Here is a 22554-nt window from a genome sequence, read left to right on the forward strand (position 1 = left end):
ACCCTTAATGAGGTGAGGGTATCAACACTGTGAGCCCCCGTATAGCGGTCGACCCCACGGAGCGATGCGACGTATGTCATAGTTTCGCCCCCTCGCTCGCGTCATCCCCTTCGGCGGCGACTGCAGCCTCGATCACGTCGACCAACTGACCTGCCCATACGCGGACTGCACCCGCATCGACGCGGTCGGCACGGAACCCGAGAGTTGCAAAGACAGGCCCATCGCCTACCGGCTCGTAAAAACTCAACGTCACATCCGCATCGGGCACTCCCACCGGAATCGGTACGAGAGAACCGAAGTCGCCGAGCCCGTCCAAATCCGCCTGCTGGTGATGGATCACCATCACCTGAGGTCTCATGGACGCCGGATTACCCAGCGCCTGCTCGACATACACATATGAGACGTCCTGATTGCTCAGCGCTTCCAGATTGTTTTCCCGGATGCGAGCCAGCAATTCTGCAAACGTCGGACTACCGGACGTATCCGTGCGCAGGAGAACAACATTGAAGAACGATCCGATCATCGGTTCGAGACGGGGATCCGACCTGCCCGCAACCAATGAACCGATGGGAAGATCAGTACCCGCGCCGGCCTTCGTGAGAACGCTGGCCAGTGCGGCCTGCAGGACCATGAACATACTCGTGCCGGTGCGCGCAGCCAGGGCGTCGATTCCGGCGTGCAGACCCGCGTCGATGTCGACGGCGATCACGTCACCTCGAGGCTCCGAGTCACCTTCCGGCAACGGAAGATTCACACTGGTCGGTATTCCGTCGAGCGCATCCCGCCAATATGCAAGTTGCTTCGACGCACGGCTGTCGACGTCTCGGGGGTCTCCCAACAGCTCGTCCGACCACACGGTGTAATCGGCGTACGTCAATGCAAGCTCGTCCCAAACCGGTTGATCTCCCTGCGACCGGGCTGCATAAGCAGAGACCAGATCTCCCAGCAGCGGCACTACTGACCACTCGTCGACGGCGATGTAGTGCATGACGAGAAGCAGTGTCCTAGAGCCGTCTTCACCGAGCACCAGATGAACCCGCAACGGTGATTGCTCACGCAGATCCATCGGAAGTTGAGCCAGTTCGAACACCACTCGACCCACATCGCCGGCGCCGACATCGACCACATCGACAGTCGGACGCACCGATTCTCTTGCCACGACGATGCCGTCGACCTCGACGAAGGTGGTCCGCAGGGGTTCGTGCCGCGAAGTCACATCGTCCAAGGCGTGCCCGAGAACCTCCGGATCGATCTTCGATTTCAGGGTCAGCGCCAGAGCGTGGCTTGCTTGCGGTTGCGCGCCGGACGCGCGGAACAACTCCCATTGACGACGTTGCGGCGCAGACAGACCCATCGTCTCGGGACGTTTCACCGCCGGCGCCAGGATCGGACGCCCACCTTCCGAACGCGCGACGACGGCCGCCAACTCCGCAACACTCGGCGCGTCGAATACGTCTCGAATACTGACGTCCACGCCGAACGCTTCACGAATGCGACCGACCAGTTTCATCGAAGCCATCGAATGGCCGCCGAGTTCGAAGAAACTGTCGTGGACTCCGACACTCGGGAGTTGCAGGATTTCCGCGAACGCAGCCGCAACCGTGGACTCCACTGCCGTGCGAGGAGCAACATCACCCGCCAGCTCCGACCAGTCCGGAGTGGGCAACGACTTGCGGTCGAGCTTTCCGTTGGGCGTCAACGGCAGCGGACCGTCAAGGGCGACAACCATGGTCGGAACCATGTAGTCGGGCAACGACACTGTCGCGAGGTTCCGCACTGCCGTCGTGTCGACGACGACACCGGGTTCCGGTGACACGTAACCGACCAGGCGCGTGATTTCGCCCTGCCGATCCGCGACGACCGTTGCCTGCTTCACCGAAGGATGGGCACTGAGAGCTCCGATGATTTCGCCCAACTCGATTCGGAAACCGCGGATCTTGACCTGATCGTCGACGCGGCCGAGGAAGTCGATGTTCCCGTCAGCGCGCCACCGCGCGCGGTCCCCGGTGCGATACATGCGATCGCCCGCGGTGAAGGGATCGGCGATGAATCTCTGTGCCGTCAGATCGAATCGGCCCAGATAGCCTCTCGCCAGGCCGCGTCCCGCGATGTACAGCTCGCCGGATACTCCCGGCGGAACCGGACGGAGTTGATCGTCGAGCACGTACGCCTGTTCGTTGGGGTCAGGGATTCCGATGGGCACGGGACCGTTCCAACCGGGTTCCGCCTGCCACAGTGTGTTGTTCACCGTGGCTTCGGTGAGTCCGTACGCGGCAAGCAAATTCAGCCGCTCCGCCCATCGCCCGATCAGCTCCGGTGGCACCGTCTCGGTTCCGACCAACACGGTGCAGCCCTGCGGCACTTCACATCCTGCCGGCAGAGCGGCCAGCAACGAGGGAGGGATGATCGCGTGGGTGACACGATTGCTCGTCATGAAATCGGTCAGCGCCGGACCGGCAACTCGTGCATTCTGCGGCACGATCACCAGGGTGCTGCTCGTGCACAGTGCCATCGCCAGCTCGAATACCGCGACGTCGAAGCCGACCGAAGCGAACTGCATCACCACCGAACCCGGTACCAGTCGCATCCGAACCTCAGCTGTGGCAACAAGACTCGGAATACCGTCATGGGAGAGGACGGCTCCCTTCGGCTTGCCGGTCGATCCCGAGGTGTAGATGACATAGGCAGCGTGGCTGACGCCAACTGGTGGCCGGGGAGTTTCGACGATCACTGCCTCGTCCAGTTCCGCACGGATCAGCGGATCGTCCAGGAGAATTCGCTCGACGCCGACCACATCCTCGATCCGCGAGCTTTCCTCCGCAGTGGACAGAAGTACCGAGGCGCGGGAATCGGTGAGCATGTATGTGATGCGCTCGCTCGGGTGACTCAAATCCAGGGGTAGATACGCGGCCCCCAGCTTGAGCACGGCGAGGACCGACGCGACCATTTCCACCGAGCGCGGGACGGCAAGCCCCACCACGTCTTCGACCGACACTCCGCGGCGATACAGCACGCCGGCGATCCGATCACACTGCTCGGAGAGTTCGCGGTACGTGGCCTGCCCCGCCTCGTCGCGCACCGCAATCGCCTCGGGCGTAGCAACGACTCCACGCGCGAAAGCGTCGTAGAACGTCTCTTCCGGCACGTCGACGGCGGTGTCGTTGAACGAGGTGACAACCTGTTCGAGTTCGCCTGGCAAGAAGATGTCGATATCACCGATCTCGATGTCGGCCGATTCCACGACGGCCGCGATCACCGATTCCAATCGGTTCGAAATTCGCTGTGCCGTTTCGCGATCGAAGAGGTCGCTGCCGTACTCGAGCCGGACGTCGATGCAGCCTTCGTCGCCGAGGTACTCGGTGAAGTTGAACACCAGATCGAACTTGGCCGTGTACTCCTCGAGTTCGAACGAATCGCCGCCCGTCTCCTCCCGGCTGTGATAGCCGACCATGACCTGGAACAGCGGATTACGTGCCAAAGTACGCGACGGATTGAGGCGCTCCACCACCGTTTCGAAGGGAACGTCAGCGTTGGCGAAGGCCTCGAGATCTCCCTCGCGAACGCGATCCACCAACTCCCGGAACGTCGGATTACCTGACGTATCCGTGCGCAGCACAATCGTATTGACGAAGAAGCCGACCAGTTCGTCGAGTCCCTGCTCACTACGTCCGGCGACGGGAGCGCCGAGGGGAAGGTCCTCACCCGCTCCGAGCGCAGTCAGCAACGCCGCCGACGCCGCGTGCAGAACCATGAACATCGAACTCCGGCTCTCGCGCGCCAGATCTCGCAGTGCAGCAGTTGTCTCCACGCCCAACCGTGTCACCACTGCACCACCGGAGAAACTCGGTCTGGCCGGTCGACTCCGGTCGGCGGGAAGCAGCAGTTCTTCGGGGGCTCCGTCCAAACTCTTCGCCCAGAAGTCCAACTGCGTGCTCAGGATGCTCGACGGATCGTCAGGGCTGCCCAACAATTCCCGTTGCCACAGAGTGTAATCCGCGTACTGAACCGGAAGCGGTTCGAAAATTGGATCTTCGCCCTGGATCCGAGAGGAGTAGGCCGACATCAGATCGCGCAGGAATGGCCGATCGGACCATTCGTCCGTAGTGATGTGATGCAGGACGATCACGACCACTACGGCACCGTCCACCTCGTCGCCGTCCACCCGGATCAGACGTGCGCGGATCGGAATCTCGTCAGACAGGTCGAACGGACGACCCACTGCCACGGCAATTTCACCGGCGACACCGGATTCGTCTCGATGAACTGTCTCGACCGGAATCGTCGCCGATTCGAGAATTATCTGCTCCGGCGATCCGTCCACCAACCGGAACACCGTACGCAGGGATTCGTGTCGTTCCACGACGTCGCCGAGCGCCGCGGCGAAGACGTCCGCGTCCAGTGCGCCGTCCAAACGGAGCACGATCGGGAAATTGTAGGCCGCGGAGTTCTCCTCCATCTGTCCGATCAGCCACAATCGCTGTTGAGCGGCAGAAAGAGGAAGGTGGTCCGGCCGCGGCTTCGCTACCAGCACCGGTCGCGTCGATCCCTGCTCGGCCACAATACGTTCCGCAAGTTCCGCCACCGTCGGCGCTTCGAAGAGATCACGCATGGTCAGACTGTTCGGAATGGCGATCCGAGCTCGACTGATCAGCTTGGTGGCCAGAAGCGAGTGCCCACCGAGGTCGAAGAAGTTGTCGTCGACCCCGATATCGCCCACATCGAGTACGTCGGAGAAGAGGTCGCAGAGGACCTCTTCCGTGTGGTTACGCGGTGCGATCGACTCCCCACTCCGCTCCCCCAGCACCGAATCAGCGGTGGGCAGTGCCTTGACGTCGAGCTTGCCGTTGACGGTCATCGGTAGCGTCTCCACCTCGATCACCACGGCCGGAACCATGTAGTCGGGTAGGAGAACTCGCGCCTGCGCGCGGTAGTCGTGCCCGGCGCCGAGTCGCACGGGCGTCACGTAGCCGACGAGCCTCTTGACTCCACCTGCCCCGACGTCGACCACCACTGCCGCTTGCCGCACATGTTCGTCGGATTCGAGAACGGAGACGATTTCGCTCGGCTCGATGCGGTGACCTCTGATCTTCACCTGATCGTCGGTGCGGCCGAGGAAGTCCAGGTTGCCGTCACCGCGTCGCCGCACGAGATCCCCGGTGCGGTACATACGTTCTCCGGTCCCAGCCGGATCTGCGACGAAGCGCTCGGACGTGAGCGCGAAGCGTCCGAGGTAGCCGCGAGCCAAACCGGCTCCGGCAATGTACAGTTCGCCGGCAACTCCATCGGGGACCGGACGCAGCCAGCCGTCGAGAATATGCGCGGCGGTGTTCCAGATCGGTTTGCCGACGGTCGGGGTGTCACTGTCGAACGTTCCGCCACCGAGCGTGTTGATCGTGTATTCTGTCGGACCGTAGAGGTTGTACCCCACGGTTCCCTCGGTGTCGCGCAGCCTGTTCCACACCGAATCCGGAACGGCTTCACCGCCGAGCAGGACCAACGGCGGGCGGTGGTGTCCCACACCGTCGTCGAGAAGCCCGCTGTCGATCAGGTGCGTCGCGTAGGTCGGTGTCACGTTGACGACGTCGATGTCCAGTGCGTCGCAGTATGCAACGAGTGCCTCGGCATCACGACGCAGATCCTCGTCGCAAATGTGCACCTCGTGGCCTTCCACGAGCCACAGAAGTTCCTCCCACGACATGTCGAAGGCGAAGGACACGGTGTGCGCGATCCGCAGGCGCCGGCCCGCCGCGGCGATCACTGGTTCGAAAATCGCCTCGCGGTGGTTGAACTGCATGTTCGTCAAGCCACGGTAACCGGTGACCACGCCCTTGGGCTTGCCGGTCGAACCGGAGGTGTAGATGACGTACGCGGGGTGGTCGAGTCGATGCGGTGCCCCCGGAGCGAATGCTCCGAGTTCCGACGCGGAGAGCGCCCGCGCCGAGATCGTCAGTCTCCTTGCTGCTGTATCGGGTTCGTCGATCACGATAGTGCGGACGTCCGCACCTTCGAACCTCGGTGAGGCCGAAACGGTTGTCAGCAACACGACAGGATCCGCGTCGTCGATCATCACGGCCAACCGTTCGGCCGGATGGTCGAGTTCGAGGGGTAGGTAGGCAGCACCCGTGCGCAATACCGCGAAGAGCGCGACGACCATGTCCACAGAACGTGGTAGGCCAAGAGCGACAATCTTTTCCGGGCCGGCGCCGCAATTGATCAGCAACCGCGCCATCCGGTTGATCTCGCCGTCGAGATCGGCGTAGGTCATCCGGCGCTTCCCGAACACGAGTGCCGTGTCGTTCGGTTGCGCCGACGCGACTTCTTCGAACAGGTCGGCAATGGTGCGCTCCGGCAACTCCCGGATCTGCGTCTGCTGCGCTACTGCGGGAACCGGAGACGCAACAACCGATCCCGTCATGTCCTGCGACCAACTCTGCAGCAGGTCGACGAAGTGACCCAGTAGGTCCTCGGCCCGGCGCGCGGTCACCAGATGCGGATGGAACTCGAACTTGACGTTGACGGTGGCACCCGGTGTGACCACGACGGTCAGCGGATAGTGCGTGTGATCGATACTGTCGCTTCCACTCACGTCGTGAGCGGCGTTGAGCGCGTGGACTTGCTTCTCGTCCACGAAGTTCTGCAGGACCATCAGCACGTCGAAGAGTTGACGATGCTCGGAAACACGCTGGATCGATGCCAAACCGAGGTAGTCGAACGGCATCAGCGAAAGTCGATCCGCCTGTGTCCGACGAAGAAGTTCCTCGACGCTCTCGTTCGGATCCAGTTGCAGCCGAACGGGAACGGTGTTGAGGAACATGCCCACCACGGTGTCGATTCCCGGTACCTCCGGCGGCCGTCCGGCAACCGTGGAGCCGAAGACGACGTCCTGTCGACCGGTGGCCGACGCCAACACGAGGGCCAGCGCTGCATTCAGTACCGTGTTGAACGTGACGCCGGACGCGGCAGCGCGCTCACGCAACACACGCGAAAGCGTTTCCGACAGAACCGCATCGCGGCGATCCGGAAGCTGAACTTCGACGCCGGGCATCGGCTCGGCAACAAGCGTCGGCTCCTCGAGTCCTGCGAGCGCTCCGCGCCACCCCTCGTCGGCGGCTGCACCGTCGCGATCGGCCAACCAGGCGAGGTATGTCTCGAACGACCCCTCGGGTTCGCCGAATGCGCTGTCGTCGCCGCCGGTATCGTAAAGCGCCAGAAGCTGACTGACGACAAGGCCGTTGGACCAGCCGTCCCACAGCAGGAACTGCCTGTTGATCACCAGACGATCCTGGCCGCCGGGCAGATGCAGCACACTCATACGCCACAGCGGCGGCGCGGTCAGGTCGAATGGCGTCACTCGGTCTTGGGCGGCGACGGCCTCGGCACGCTCACGAGCAACCGAGTCGTCGAGTTCACGGAGATCGTGGACGACGACCGGAACATCGAGTCCAGCGCTGAAGAACTGCACCGGCTCGTTCAGCCCTTCGCTCACGAAACCCGCTCGCAACGTGGGATTTCGTCGTTGAAGTGTCCGGGCGGCCGCAGCCAACCTGTCGACATCGAGGGTGTGCCCGAAGTCCATCGAGAACTGTGCCGTGTAGATGTCCCCACCACTGCTGCTGTCGCTGCTGCCCGCGTAGCCGGCTTGGAAGTACAGGCCTTCCTGCAACGGTGAGAGTGGGAGGATGCTGCTGACACCTGCCGGACTCGCATCGGCTATCGCGTCGATCTCGGTCTGACTCAGGTCGAGCAACGTCACATCGGACGGGGTCAGAATGGGAGGCCCGGCGTGACGCGCGGCCGCAGCCGCCAGATCGCCGAGGGCCGAAACCCAGCCGTCGGAGAGTGACTGCGCGTCCTCCTCGGACAAATCTTCACTTGCCCAGGCAAACTCGGCGCGGAGCCCCGAATCCACGCTGACGACATTCACGATCAGTCGGTACGGGCCTCCCATGTCTGCGTCGGGATCGGTGGACAAGGCTTCGGATTCCGCTGCCAAGGACCATGCTGTCGATCCAGCTGTCGTCGTACGTCCGAGATAGTTGAACAGGATCTGAGATTCGGAGCGCCCCGCCAATGTCGATGCCGTGCGGGCATTCACGTATCGCAGCATCCCGTAGCCGATACCGCCGTCCGGAGCCGCCCGCAGGCTCTCCTTCACCTCGCGTAGCGTGTCCACCGGGTCGATTCCGCCGTGCAGTCGCATCGGGGCAATCGTGGTGAACCAGCCGACTGTTCGCGACAGATCGATGCCCGCCACCAACTCCTCCCGGCCGTGCCTTTCCAGATCGACCAGCAATTCGTGCTCACTGCGGCCGGTGGAGCGGCGCCAGCGATCGACGGACATCGTCAGCGCTGCCAACAGAACATCCGTTCCCTCGGCACCCACCATTGCCGCAACCGATCCAAGTGCTGCCTCGGAGATTGCTCCGTCCACCGTGACCGTGCGCCTCGAGCCTCCGGATACGACGGCATCGCCCGCGGCGTCGGGGATCAACTGCGCGCCCGGAGCGGTCACGGTCAGCCAGTGATCGAGTTCGGCGAATCGATGAGCACTGTATGCGTGTTCGGCCACCGTACGGGAGAAGGTACGGAGCGAAGTTCCGACGGCATCCAGTGCGGCGGGCTCTCCGGCTTCGACTGCCACCCAGGCCATCGCGAGATCCTCGAGCACGGTTCCCCAGGAAACCCCGTCCACGACCAGGTGGTGCGCGACTATCGCGAGTCTGCCCAGACTCTCAGCGCCGCAATCGAACCAGACCACCGAGACCATCCGCCCTGCAGACGGATCCAATCGACTGGTCGCAGTGTCAGAGTGCTCAGTGACGAGTCTTCGCAACTCGGAGTCATCCAGTCCCCGAGCATCAACGCGTTCGACCAGGTTCGCTGCCCGGACACTACCGGGTTCCTCGATCCGCGCCGACCACATCCCGCGGTCATGTCGGATCAAGGTTTGGCGAAGTCCGTCGTGGTGATCGAGCACGGCCTGCAATGCGCCGGTGATCGAACCGAGAGATGTTGCCGGAGAGTGGATCAGAACTGCCTGGTTGAAGCGGTCGGTACCACCCGTCCATTCGGACAAGCGGTGAACCACCGGCAGCGGAACCAGCTCACCCACGCCGATGTCGGCCGTGACGGTGGCATCCGAGGTGGCGACATCACCCACCGCTGCAGCGATCGCAGCGGGAGTGCGCAATTCGAAGATCTGACGCGGGGTCAGCACTACCGAATCACGACGAGCCAGGTTGACCAGTCGGATCGCCAGGATACTGTCGCCGCCGAGAGTGAAGAAATCGTCGCGCACCCCGACACGGGGCAGTCCGAGAACCGTCGCGAAATGCCCGGCGAGGAGGTCTGCAACGCCCGAGGAAACCACTCCCGTCAAGTCGCCCACCTGTGCCGCAAAATCCGGTGCAGGTAGTGCTTTTCGGTCGAGCTTGCCACTCGGGCTCAGCGGCAGCGACTCGAGCCGCACGAAGGCACTTGGCACCATGAACTCCGGTAGCACTGACAACAACTGAGCTCGAACCGCAACATCATCAGCATCTCCGACCAGGTAGGCGACCACCTGCGCGCGGTTGCTCGGACCGTCGGTTCGGACGATCACGGCACTTGCCGTGACTCCGGGGCACAGCGCCAATTGCGCGTCGATTTCGCCGAGTTCGATTCGGAATCCACGAACCTTCACCTGCTCGTCGGCACGGCCGAGGTACTCGAGAACGCCGTCGGCATTCCACCGCACGATGTCACCGGTCCGGTACATCCGCGAGCCGCCGTCGCTGTACGGATTCGCCACGAATCGTTCGGAGGTCAATCCCCCACGTCCGTGGTAACCACGTGCCAGTTGTGGCCCTGCCAGATAGAGCTCACCGGTGGCACCGGCCGGGACGTTCTGCAGGTAGGGATCGAGAACCAACAGGCCGGTGTTGGCGGCAGGTGCGCCGATCGGGACGCTGACGGCGTCTGCCGGAGTTTCCTGCACCGACGGCTGCCAACTGACGTCGACGGCGGCCTCGGTGGGGCCGTAGAGGTTGTCCACCAGAGTATTCGGCAGGATCTCGGAGACCTTGCGTGCAACGTGAACGGGCAGTGCCTCACCGCTGCAGTTGACGATCTCGAGCGAAGAGCACAGTGCTGCTTTCGGCTCCGCGAGAAACACGTCGAGCATCGACGGAACAAAATGCACTCGGGTCACGGAATGTTCGACGATGACGTCGGCCAGATAGCCAGGGTCCTTGTGCCCGTCCGGCTCGGCCATCACGAGAGTTGCCCCCACCAGGAACGGCCAGAAGAATTCGGGAATGGAGACGTCGAAGCTCGACGGGGTCTTCTGCAGCATCCGGTCGGAGACGTCCATCGGACGTATCTGCTGTGCCCAGAGCAATCGGTTGACCACACCCTCGTGGTTGACCACAACGCCTTTGGGGCGACCGGTCGAACCCGAAGTGTAGATCATGTACGCGGCATCCGCGGGCGATCCTGGCACACTCAGCGGATCGGCGGGGAACTGCGCCGACTCCGATACCGTCACCCGCGGAACCGAACCCGAATCGAGTGAAGAGTCTTCCGACACCACGACGCACACAGGATCGGCGTCACCCAGCATGTACGTCAGCCGCTCCGCCGGGTAGCCGGTGTCGAGGGGAACGTATGCTCCCCCGGCCTTTCCGATGCCGAGTATCGCGACCATCAGATCAAGAGAGCGAGGCAAGGCAACCGCTACCAACGATTCGCGTCCGACGCCACGTTCGCGCAGCAGATGCGCAAAACGATCAGCACGAGAGTGAAGTTCGGCGTAGGTCAACGACTCTTCACGGAAGATCACTGCGGTGGCTTCGGGCGTACGCCCGGCTTGATCCTTCAGCAGCTCGGTCAGCGTTGCGCGCGGCCGATCCAAGGCCGTGCCGACGCTCCCCGGCTGTGCGGGTGCCAGCGCGATCCGGCCGATGACCTGATCGAGATCGCGCGAGAGCTCGGTGAGTACGACTGCGAGAGTTTCGGCCAGCGACGCAGCGGCATCGCCGTCCACCTGAGCAGCGTCGTACTTGAGCTCCAACGCCAATCGATCGCCGGGGACGACGATCAGGGTCAACGGGTAGGCCGGTCGCTCGTCGAATCGAATTCCCGTCAGTCGCACCGAGTTCGTCGGATCAGCGATTGCCGTGTCACCGAGTGGATAGTTCTCGAACACGACGAGTGATTCGAAGTCCTGCTCCAGTCCGCCGGTCCGTCGCAGTTCGGGTAACCCCAGGTACTGATGGTCGAGTAGTTCCGATTGTTCCCTCTGCCAACGGGAAAGCGCTTGCGCGGCTGTCTCTGCCGGATCGAACCGCAACCGAGCCGGCACGGTGTTGATGAACAAGCCCACCATGGACTCGATGCCGGGCAGGTCTCCACCGCGTCCCGATACGGTCGATCCGAACAGCACGTCTGTTCGGCCGGTCATTCGGCCGAGCACCAGCCCCCAGGCGCCGTGCACGAGCGTACTCAGCGTCAGGCCATGGGAGCGTCCGTTGATCGCCAGTGCGCGAGTATCACTGTCGGACAGCTCGACTCGGGTGGCACAGACGCCGCTGCTGCCCGCGCTCGGCGCGGGAAGTTCGACCGCGGGCCCGGGAGAGTTCAGCGCTTCTCTCCACACCGCTGCCGAGGCCTCGTGATCGTGGCGGGCCAACCATTCGAGATAGCTGCGGTACGGCGCCGGAGTCGGGAGCACCACGCCGGAGTCGCCAACGCTGTACGACGCCATCAGCTCCCGCAGCATCACCGGAACCGACCATCCGTCTGCGACCGCATGGTGAATCGACTGCAGCAGAAGGTACTTCTCCGAAGAGGCACGGACAAGCGTGTAACGGACGAGCGGCGGTTGCGCCAGGTCGAACCCGCGCGCGCGGTCGGCGGAAAGCAGTTCATCGACATCGGCGCCGGCCACCTCGACTACCGCCATCTCCACGACAGCGCTCGGGTGCACCACCTGCACGACCCGGCCGTCACCCAGGACCGAGAATCCGGTGCGCAGCGCCTCATGCCGATCGACGACGGATTGCAGCGCGCGGTGCAGCGCCGCACTGTCCACGGCTCCGGTCAGTTCCACAACCTGTTGCACGACATACTGATCGGCCCCCGGATCGGCAAACGCCGAATGGAAGTAGATCCCTTCCTGCAGCGGAGTGAGTGGGAGAATCTCTTCAGCCTTCGGTAACCCGTCCACGTCTGCCTGAGCGAGCGCCACCAGAGGGTAGTCCGAGGGTGTGGCTCCGCCGAAGGCTGCGAGCCCGGACACGGCCTCGAGCGAGTCCAGCCACAACCGCGCAAACTTGTCGATATCGCTACGCAGGAAGATGTTCGACGCCCAGGTCAGGGTGGCTCGCAGTCGTGGTCCACCGGCGGCGTCCTCGGCTACGACGTCGACAGACAACGCGTGACCCATCGGCATGGACGGATCGGCAGCACCGTCCATCGACACCGGGAACCAGTCCCCCTCCGCTGCGGCAGTGCGTCCCAGATAGTTGAGCACCACCTCCGGCGCTGCGAAACTACGCAACTGATCCGAGCCGCCGAGGTATCGCAATGCTCCGTACCCGAAGCCGGCGTTCGGGACCCGTCGAAGTTGCTCCTTTACGCTCTTGAGAACCCCCGCCAACTCGCCGCTCGCGTCGAGATCCGGAGCGGCTGTACCGATCTCGAGCGCCACCGGGAACACTGTGGTGAACCATCCGACGGTACGAGTCAGGTCGACGTGCGCAGCGCCGTCACCGCGAACGATGTCCTCGTCGCGTCCGTGCCCCTCCAGGTCGATCGTCACCGATCCGGCACCGCTCCAACGGGTCAGCGCCACGGCAAGTGCGGTGACCAGCACTTCGCTCACATCGGCTCCGAACGCCCGTGGGACACTGCCCAACAGCTGATCTGCAAGTTCTGGAGGTAGGGTGATCGACCGCGCCGCAGCGGTGCGCGCGAGGTCAACTGCCGGATCGAGTGCCCGACGGCCGAGAGATGCCCCTTGTGCGGACGTCACCGAGTCCCAGAACTCGATCTCCGAGTCCAGTCGCCCGGCTCCGACCGCATCCGAGACGAGTTCGGCGTACCTTCGCACCGACGTGCCGACCGGAGCGAGTGCGGGTTCGTCGCCATTCATCGCTGCGATGCCGGCGCGCGCGAGGTCCTCGAGGATGATGCGCCACGAGACGCCGTCGACCACCACGTGGTGGATGACCAGCAACAGCCGTCCGGGACCGGTCACAGGGCGGAACAGAACAGCGCTGACCATCCTGCCGTCGGCTGGATTCAGACGGCCGACAGCTCGCTCGGTCTCGGCGACGATCAACGGTCCGCATTCTTCGAGCGGTGCCGGTAGTGCACGGGTCTCGAAGACCACAGCCACTTCGTTTGTCTCCGGGACGAGCAGTCTTCCTTCGGGCGTCAACGTCGCACGAAGTGCATCGTGGCGCGCCACCAGGGCGTCGAGCGCCGCCTGGACATGCTCGGACGTCAAGGCTGACGGCGTCTGAATCAGCGCACGCTGGTGGAAGGTTCGTACTGCGTCCGACACCCCGAGAACCCTGGCGGCAATCGGCGTCGTGGCTACGTGGCCGATCGGTTGGTCCGCGTGGTCGACGATCTCAGCCACTCGGAAGGACTGGGCACGCGCCATAGCCTCGGCGGTGCGCAGTTGGAACACCTCGCGAGGACTGATCGACAAACCGGCAGCACGAGCCGCGGTCACGAGTGCGATCGCGACGATGCTGTCGCCGCCCAGTGCAAAGAAGTCGTCGGTAACGCCGACCGAATCGAGGCCGACTGCCGACGCGATCAACGTGCAGAACTGTTGTTCGACTTCGTTTCTCGCAGCGACATGTGCACTCAGTTCGGCGAGATCGGGCTCGGGTAGCGCGCGACGGTCGAGTTTGCCGTTTGCCGTGAGCGGAAACTTGTCGAGGACGGTGACGGTGGTCGGGACCATGTAGTCGGGCAGCTTGCTCGCAGCCCACTCGCGAAGCTCACGTGAGTCGATCGCGAGGTTCGTCCCCGACGCTGCGCTCACGTAGGCGGCGAGATACTTTGCACCGGTTGGTGCTTGGCGCACCCGAACTGCCACGTGACGCACTGCGGGGTGCGAAATCACGGCGGCTTCGACATCCTCGAGTTCCAGGCGCATGCCACGGATCTTCACCTGATTGTCCGTGCGTCCGAGGAAGTCGAGGGTGCCGTCCGGGGCCCATCGGGCCAAGTCACCGGTGCGGTACATCCGGGATCCGGCCAGATCACCTGAGACGAAGGGATCCGCGACAAAGCGAGATGCGGTCAGCGCCGACGCGCCGACGTATCCGCGTCCCAGCAGGAAGCCCGCGGCGTAGAGTTCGCCGCCGGTGCCGATCGGAACCGGCTGCAGGTCGCCGTCCAACACGTACAGGCGAGTGTTGGGGTTCGGCCGCCCGATGGAGGTCGCGATTCGTTCCGCGTCCTCTCGGTAGATCACATGGGAGACACCGATGGTCGCTTCTGCCGGCCCGTAGCCGTGATACAGCGTCGTGGACAGTTGGGCACGGAACCGGTCGAAGAGTTCAGGCGTGAGAACCTCACCGCCGCACCACACGTGCTTCAACGAATCGAGCTGATCGGTCTCGTTCGCCAGGTCCAGCAGTATGTCGAGCATGGACGAGACCAGGTAGACGAAGGTGACCGATTCTCCGGCGACCAGGTCGAGCAGGTATTGCGGGTCGCGTTCCCCCTCGGGCTTCGCGATCACCAATCGACCGCCGGAGACGAGCGGGAGCAGGATCTCGTTGATCGAGATGTCGAACGAGAGTGGGGCTTTGAACAAGGAGGCATCGCCGGACCCGAACCCGAGAATCCGCTCCCGTTGCCACAGCAACCTTGCGCAGATTGCCTCGTGGCGGATCATGGCGCCCTTCGGACGTCCGGTCGAACCGGACGTGAAGATGACGTATGCGAGTTGGGCACCGTGAATACGAATGTCGGAGGTCATTGTCTCGGACAGGTCCGAGGGCCCGTCCTCGTACGCCCACGCGGAGAGATCGACCGGAACGGAGTCGTCTACACCGTCCGAGGTGAGCACCAGTGTGGCACCGGCATCGGTGAGTACCGATTCGCGGCGCTCTGCGGGCCATGACGGATCCAGCGGAACGAAGGCACCGCCGGCGCACATGACGGCCAACAACCCCACCACCATCTCGGCGGATCTCGGAAGGCCGATCGCCACAACGGTTTCGGTCGCGACACCGCGAGAGATCAAGTGCGCGGCGAGCTGTGATACCCGACTTTCGAGTTCGCCGTAGGTCAGCCGGATATCGCCGTCGACCACGGCGACGGCGCCCCGATCGGCAGAGAAGCTGCTGCGCAACAAATCCGGCACCGTCGTCACGGGCTGCGGCTCTGCGGTGTCGTTCCACCCGTGGAGCACGAGTTCTCTCTCCGCGAGCGACATGGGGTCGAGTGCCGAGATCGGAAGCTGCGGCTCGGCTACGAATCGATCGAGGAACTGTTCGATTCTGGCGGTGTGATCGGCCAACTCCCTGTCGAATCCGGCCGGGGCGCGGACGTCGATCTCGATCGGTTCCCCGTCCTGACCACCGCGCACACTCAGATCCAGGTCACTGACTCGACCGGTTACCGAATTACGCACGCGCACCGGGCATCCGCCGAAGGTGAGTGTGTGTTCGAACATCATCGAGTTGATGCCGGGGCCGAAGACCTGACGGTCGGGATCGATCGCCCGAATGTCGCGAGCGAGATCCTCACCTCGGTACCGCCCGTGCTTGAGAATCGAGACCAGGGCGGTGTCGAGACGAGTTGCCAACTGGCCGATGGTTTCCGAGCGTTCTACCCGAATACTCAGCGGCAAAATCGTCGACGCCATCGAAGGAGTGCGACGCATGTCGCGCCCCACCCGAGCGGCCATCGGTACCGAGACGACAACGTCGTGCTTTCCGGTGGTTCGTGCGATGTACGCGATCAGCGCGGCCATGGGCAGGCGAGTTCGTCGAATCCCGGCGTCGGCCGCATAGCGGTAGAGCTGTGCCGCGCGATCAGCGTCGAGCGTGAGTATCGCTGAGATCGGCGGCAGCGAATCATCCACCTGCCCATGCAGAATCCGCGTCGCTTCCGGTCCCGATTCAACGCGTTCGACCCAGTACTGACGGTCGGTCTGGAATCGCGGAGAGTTCCGGTAATCCAGATCGGCTGCAACCACGGCGTCGAGTGACCACTGCGGCGCGGCAGTCCCGAGATTCGGATCGTCGTATCGCTCGGCGACGTCGGCGACGATGAGCGAGATGCCGTACCCGTCGATCACGCTGTGGTGATAGCGCTGATACCAGATGACTCGGTCGTCAGCGGTCAGCAGAAGCACCTGGCGGAACAGCAGATCGTCCGGACCGAAGACCCGAGCCATGTCGGTGTCCATCCACGACTGCGCAGTCGAATCGGGATCCGCCTCGGCCCGAAGGTCGAGAATTTCCACGTCCCAGCGCGCATCCGGAATCGGCACCTGGATCAGCTGGTTGTCGGCATCGACCTCGAAGTGCACGAACAGCGCTTCGACGCGTCCGACGCTGGCCTCGATCGCCGCTGCCGCGCGCTCGATGTCGATCGTGCCGTCGACCTCGACGACAAGTCCGATGTTGTAGACCGGACTGCTCGGATCGACGTTCTGAGCAACCCACACCTCACGCTGAGCGGCCGTCGCCGGGAGCGCTGCGTCCAGATCGGCACCGCCCGATACCGCCGGGTGAGCTACCTGAGAGTGGTCAGACATCAAGAATCCGATCATCGTCGTTCATGCTCATCGAACGACGAACACCCTCGCAAGTTTAGGGTAGGCTACCCAGGAACGTGAAGGTGCGCTCCCGCCCTGGTCAGACCTGTTCCCACGGACCGAATTCGAGCAAAACGTCAATTGCTGTCTTACCGTCCTGCGGCCGAACGACATGTTCGAGGGCATAGACCCTCGATCGCTCCGCAGCGCGAGCGAGATCGGAAATACCGGGCAGAATGGTCGGTTCGGGTGGACCGCCCACACCACGATGGAAGTTCTCGATGGAATGCCCCAAATAGAGGACCCGTCCGCCGGGCGTCAGCCACTCCCCGACGCGCTTCAAGGTTGCGGCCAGATGGTCGACCTCGAGGTGAAGAAAGCTGACCAACACCAGGTCGACCAGCCCTTCCGGCTGCCACTCGGTCGCGTCGCCGACCTGCCAGTCGACAGCCTTGTCCCCGTCACTCGCCCGTGCCAGATCGATCGCCACCGACGAGTAGTCGACCGCAGTCACCGACCAACCTTGCCCAGCCATCCACCGCGCGTGACGGCCGTCGCCGCAGGCCAGATCGATCGCGGTGCCCGGTCTCAGATCGGAAATTCTTGTTGCGACGGTTCCCGCCGGGTCGACTCCCCATGGCTCCGTCACCGCTCGGTATCGCTCGTCCCAGTCGCGTGCGTCCATGATTGCTCTCCCATATCCGTTTCACCGTTTCACCGTTTCAGATCGGACGGTGCCCCCAGCAGCATAGAGAACCCTCGAATGTGACAGATCGATACCCCTGGGGGTATACAGGTGACGGACAGGAATACCCCCACCCGTATCAGGAGTGAAGATGTCAGCGACCAGAACAGTCACCGCGGACCCACCCACCCGAGCCGACGGCATACTTGCGCGTCTCGGTCGATCGATGGCGACTCACACCCGCCTCGTCGTCGGCGTCTGGTTGATCGCGTTGATCGCACTCGGCGCCGCAGCACCCAGCGTCTTCACCTCCCTGGCCGGCGCGGGTTGGCAGGCAAACGGATCCGAATCCGTGCAAGTTCGCGAGTTGGCCGAGCAGCATTTCGGTGGAAATTCCTCCGCCGCAGTACAAGTGGTCGTTCACTCGGATTCTCTACCCATCACGGATCCGTCGATGCAGCAAACCCTGGCCGCGGCAACGGAAATCTTTTCCGCGGACCCTCGCTTCGGCGAAGTGATCGCCCCGCAGCCCGGTATGACCATCAGCCCGGACGGACATACCGGCATCATGGTCGCGGGCGCCAACGCGAGTACCGACGAGATGGTCAGCGCGGTAGACGAACTCGGCAAGAAGCTCACGGGCTTGTCCACCGACACGATCGAGGTGTACCCGACGGGTGCGTCGGCGTTGTGGAGCGATTTCAACAAGGCCAATCACGAAGCCATGATCAAAGCCGAAATGATGTCGTGGCCCGTCACTCTCGCGATCATGGTGTTGGCCTTCGGCTCCCTGGTTGCCGCGGGTCTACCACTACTGCTGACGCTTGCGGGCCTGGTCGCTTCGGCGGGCGGGCTTGTAATCCTCAACGAGATCACGCCGATTTCCGTGTGGGCCATGAACTTCGCGATGATGTTCGCTCTCGCGCTGGGCATCGACTACGCACTCTTCCTCGTCGCCAGGTTCCGGGATGCATTGCGAGCCGATCCGGATCCAAGGGCCGCCGTGGCTCAAACCATGGACACCGCCGGCAAGGCTGTGGTCCTTTCCGGCCTCACAGTTCTGGTCAGTTTGTCTGCGGTTCTCATCGTTCCAGCCCCGGCCGTACGCACGATGGCTGTCGGAATCATGCTCGCTGTGATCTTCGTTCTCGCCGCAACACTCACCCTGTTGCCTGCCGCGCTCGGCAGGATCGGCGCGAAGGTCAACGGCGGTTCTCTACCGTATGCAAAGCGCCAGCAGCACCGCTCCCCGATGTTCGCAGGTTGGGCATCATTGCTGCACAAGCACCCGTGGCCATTCGGCTTCGGCGCCTTACTCATCCTGATCGCACTCGTTGTTCCGGTCTTCGGACTGAAGGTGGCAATGCCCTCCATCGCCGTGGTTCCCGAGGACGCCCCGGTTCGCCAGGGCTATGAACTGGTGCAGCAGCAATTCGGGGACGGCGCCCCGGGGATGTTGCAGATCGTCACGTCCGCCGACGATGCAGCCGACACCTCACGTCTTACCATGAGCGTTGACGGCGTGGCCATGGTCACCCCAGCGCAACAAGCTGCCGACGGGTCCGATCTTGTTATGCTGCAAGCAGTTCCCACCGTCGACCCGTCAGATCCTGCGATGGAAACCATCCTTGCCGACCTTCGGTCGCAACTGCCGGAATCGGCGCTCGTCGGCGGCGCTCCGGCCGAAAATCTCGACCTTCAGCAGGCACTCGACGACTACCTTCCCATCGTCGTGGTCGTGATTCTGACGCTCGGATTCCTGTTGCTGCTGATCGCCCTCCAGGCGCCTTTGATCGCCTTGATCGGCACGCTGGTCAGCCTGCTGTCCACTGGGGCCGCATTCGGAATCGCGAAGCTGATCTTCCAGGACGGTCACGGAGCAGGCCTACTCGGCTTCACCCCCCAGGGTTTCCTCAACGGGTGGGGTCCGGTCTTCTTCTTCGCCATGATCTTTGCGATCGCGATGGACTACACCGTGTTCCTGCTTTCGAGTGCCAAGGAGCACTACGAACGCACAGGCGACCCCGCGATCGCACACATCGACGGCCTCGCGCATTCAGGTCGGGTCATTGCGGCGGCAGCAGCGGTGATGGTTGCGGTCTTCTTCACTTTTGCGCTCGCAGATCCCTTGCCACCCAAGGAAATGGGCATCATTCTCGGCGTAGCTGTCCTCCTGGACGCAGTGCTCGTCCGCTTGGTACTGCTGCCCGTTCTCCTACGCCTCACCGGCCGGGCAGCCTGGTGGGCGCCGGCATGGCTGCGTCGCGTCCTGCCGAACATCAGCTTCTCGCATGGCTGATCGTGTACCCGACATCACTGTCCTACTGATACCCCCAGGGGTATGATGGGGACAAGAGAAATCAAAGTCGGCGACAGTGACAGCCCACGACGAGGAGTGCGCAATGACAACACCCACAGAACCGATAGCGATCGCAACCAAGGTCACCGGAACCTTCGACGACGTCGTCACCCGCACGCGTGGCGCTCTCGCCGAGCAGGGCTTCGGCATCCTGACCGAGATCGACATGCAGGCAACACTCAAGGCGAAGCTGGACGAGGACATGGAAAAGTACCTGATCCTGGGTGCCTGTAACCCGCCGTTGGCCCATCGGGCAGTTTCGGTGGATCGTCAGATCGGCCTCCTGCTGCCGTGCAACGTCGTCGTCCGCGAAGATACGACTACCGAGAATTCGTTCTTCGTCGAAGCGATGAACCCTGCTCTCATGGTTCAGGTTTCCGGCGAACCCGGCCTCGAGTCCGTGGCAGCCGACGCAGCCGTCAAGTTGCGCGCGGCCGTCGACTCGCTGATCTGACACCGCAGTCGGATCAAACACTGAATCAAGCAGTGACATGCCCCCAGGGGTACCCTTGACCGCAGCACGAACACTCGAGAAGGGGCCACCATGACCGGCGACGAAGAGAGCATTGCGCTCGTATTGAACAGACTGCGTCGTGCCCACGGCCAACTTGCCGGGGTCATCTCGATGATCGAGAACGGCCGCGACTGCAAGGACGTCGTCACGCAACTCGCCGCCGTGTCCAAGGCGCTGGACCGAGCAGGGTTCAAGATCGTCGCTTCCGGGCTGCGTGAATGCCTGAGCGGTGACAGCGCGGAAGGTCAGGAACCGATGACCGAGGCCGAACTCGAGAAGCTGTTCCTGGCACTGGCCTGAAACATGAGAAGGGCCTGACCTGCAGTTAGCAGGTCAGGCCCTTTCTCGCGTGCGGAAAACTACTTCGCCAGGAAGTCGATCAGCACCTTGTTCACGGCCTCCGGACGCTCGAGGTAGCCGTAGTGCCCGGCGTCGGGAATCTCTTCGTACGACGCCGTCGCGATGCAGTCCGCCACCTCGCGGGAGAGGTAGGGCGGGATCATGCGGTCGTCGGCGAAAGCGACGGACAGGCACGGGCGCATGATCGACTTGTACGCACCCCGTCGATCGAAGGCGCGGTCCATACCGAGCTGTGCGCGAACACCCGGTGACGTTGCGCCGCCGGTGAACTCGAAGATATCCATCCAGTCGCGCGCCGAGTGATCGTCTGCCAGCGTGGCCGGCGAAAGGTTCATCACCGCGGTCACTGCGGCACGGTACTTGGCCGGCAGAGCGACGCCACTGTCGAACAACTGGCGCTCGCCCTCGGTCAGGACCTGCTGGAAATGATCCATCCGGGCGTGGCCGGCGAGGAACACTGCTTTGCGAACCAGATCGGGCCTGGCGAGCGTCAGTTCCTGCGCCACCCGGGCGCCCATCGAGGTGCCGATGACATGGGCCGGACCGCCACCGAGGTGCTCGATCAGTCCGGCGGTGTCTGCGACCATGTCGGGCATCGTGATGCCGCCGAGGCTCTCGCCGGACGGTGCGATTCCGCGGTTGTCGAAGGTGCAGACTCGGTAGCCGGCGGCCACCAGCGCCGGGGTCTGGTGCAGATCCCAGACGCGGCCGGGGCTGCCGGTCCCCATGATGAGCACCACCAGATCTCCATCACCCTTGACCTGGTAATTGATGGGGATTCCGTTGATTGTGGCGACCGTCATGTCAGCCTTCCTCCTCGTACGTGTGATCAACAATTTTGGTTGGATAGCCTAAGCTGATGGGCGGTCGTGTGACCGCAACCCCAGCCCATGCTCGTCCAGGAGGACCCCCGTTGAGAGTCGCTACGCTCGGATACCAAACCTGGGGCCACCGTACCCTGCAGGCCTTGATCGACTCCGATCACGAGGTCGTGCTGGCAATCACACACCCGAAGAGCGAACACGTCTACGAACAGATGTGGGCGGACTCGGTTGCAGATCTGGCGGCCGAGAACGGTGTACCCGTTCACGTGGCGAACAAGCCTGACGACGCCTTCAAAGCCGCGCTGGCCGAAGCAGCTCCCGACATCATCGTCGCCAACAACTGGCGTACCTGGTTGCCTGCGGAGGTCTTCGACGCACCCAAGTACGGCACCCTCAACATCCACGATTCGCTGCTGCCCAAGTACACGGGATTCTCCCCGCTCATCTGGGCTCTGATCAACGGCGAAGAAGAAGTCGGGCTCACGGCGCACCTGATGGACGAGGAACTCGATGCGGGCGACATCGTGCTGCAGCGTTCGACGACGGTCGGCCCGACCGACACCGTCACCGATCTGTTCCACCGCACGATCGACATGATCGGCCCCATCACACTCGACGCCCTGGATCTGATCGCGTCCGGCCGTACCGACTGGACGCCGCAGGACCGATCGCAGGCCACGTTCTTCCACAAGCGCGCACCGCAGGACAGCCACGTCGACTGGTCCTGGCCCGCCGAGGTCATCGAGCGTTTCGTCCGGGCACAGTCCGATCCGTACCCCAACGCTTTCGCCGAGTTCAAGGGCCAGCGCATCCGCATCCTGAAGGCGTCCGTCTCACGCGGGCACTACGGCGGAACCCCCGGCCGAGTGTTCATCCAGGAAGACGACGGCATGGTGATCGTCGCGGGCCCCGACGCGTGGTCGGGCAAGAACAAGGGACTGCGGATCGAGCGCGTCCGACTCGACGACGGCAGCGAGTACACCGCCGCCGAGTTCTTCCCCCACGGCGGCGGGTACCTCACCTGATCGCCGGATCAGACCC

General features: G+C 63.4%; 7 protein-coding genes. 4 read left to right on the forward strand and 3 right to left on the reverse strand.

What is annotated here, in order from left to right:
* Positions 1 to 76: 76 nt before the first annotated feature.
* Positions 77 to 16771: a non-ribosomal peptide synthetase gene (locus ASU23_RS28340; protein ID WP_253741525.1), complete on the reverse strand. Its 16695-nt coding sequence runs from the start codon at positions 16769 to 16771 to the stop codon at positions 77 to 79.
* 100 nt (positions 16772 to 16871) lie between these two features.
* Complete coding sequence (locus tag ASU23_RS28345) at positions 16872 to 17456, reverse strand: bifunctional 2-polyprenyl-6-hydroxyphenol methylase/3-demethylubiquinol 3-O-methyltransferase UbiG (RefSeq protein WP_007734355.1); 585 nt, start codon at positions 17454 to 17456, stop codon at positions 16872 to 16874.
* Between the two features lie 151 nt (positions 17457 to 17607).
* On the opposite strand from ASU23_RS28345, the gene ASU23_RS28350 reads away from it, so the two are divergent.
* The 3 genes from ASU23_RS28350 to ASU23_RS28360 all read left to right on the forward strand — a co-directional run bounded on the left by ASU23_RS28350 (position 17608) and on the right by ASU23_RS28360 (position 20629).
* Positions 17608 to 19755 (forward strand): MMPL family transporter, encoded by a 2148-nt coding sequence (locus ASU23_RS28350; protein WP_007734352.1) that lies wholly within the window; start codon positions 17608 to 17610, stop codon positions 19753 to 19755.
* Positions 19756 to 19858: 103 nt separating this feature from the next.
* Complete coding sequence (locus ASU23_RS28355; RefSeq protein ID WP_003945447.1) at positions 19859 to 20269, forward strand: DUF302 domain-containing protein; 411 nt, start codon at positions 19859 to 19861, stop codon at positions 20267 to 20269.
* Between the two features lie 90 nt (positions 20270 to 20359).
* The gene (locus tag ASU23_RS28360) at positions 20360 to 20629 is read left to right on the forward strand and encodes a metal-sensitive transcriptional regulator (RefSeq protein WP_007734349.1); all 270 of its coding nucleotides are present in this window, start codon (positions 20360 to 20362) and stop codon (positions 20627 to 20629) included.
* A 59-nt stretch (positions 20630 to 20688) separates the two neighbouring features.
* Here ASU23_RS28360 and ASU23_RS28365 read toward each other — a convergent pair whose 3' ends face one another.
* Positions 20689 to 21492, reverse strand: coding sequence for an alpha/beta fold hydrolase (locus ASU23_RS28365; protein ID WP_003945829.1), 804 nt, complete (start codon positions 21490 to 21492; stop codon positions 20689 to 20691).
* 110 nt (positions 21493 to 21602) lie between these two features.
* Here ASU23_RS28365 and ASU23_RS28370 point away from each other — a divergent pair, with 110 nt between their 5' ends.
* Positions 21603 to 22538 (forward strand): methionyl-tRNA formyltransferase, encoded by a 936-nt coding sequence (locus ASU23_RS28370; RefSeq protein ID WP_007734348.1) that lies wholly within the window; start codon positions 21603 to 21605, stop codon positions 22536 to 22538.
* Positions 22539 to 22554: the final 16 nt, after the last annotated feature.

Source organism: Rhodococcus sp. KB6, from assembly GCF_001445685.1.
GTDB classification, from domain to species: Bacteria; Actinomycetota; Actinomycetes; order Mycobacteriales; family Mycobacteriaceae; genus Rhodococcus_F; species Rhodococcus_F qingshengii.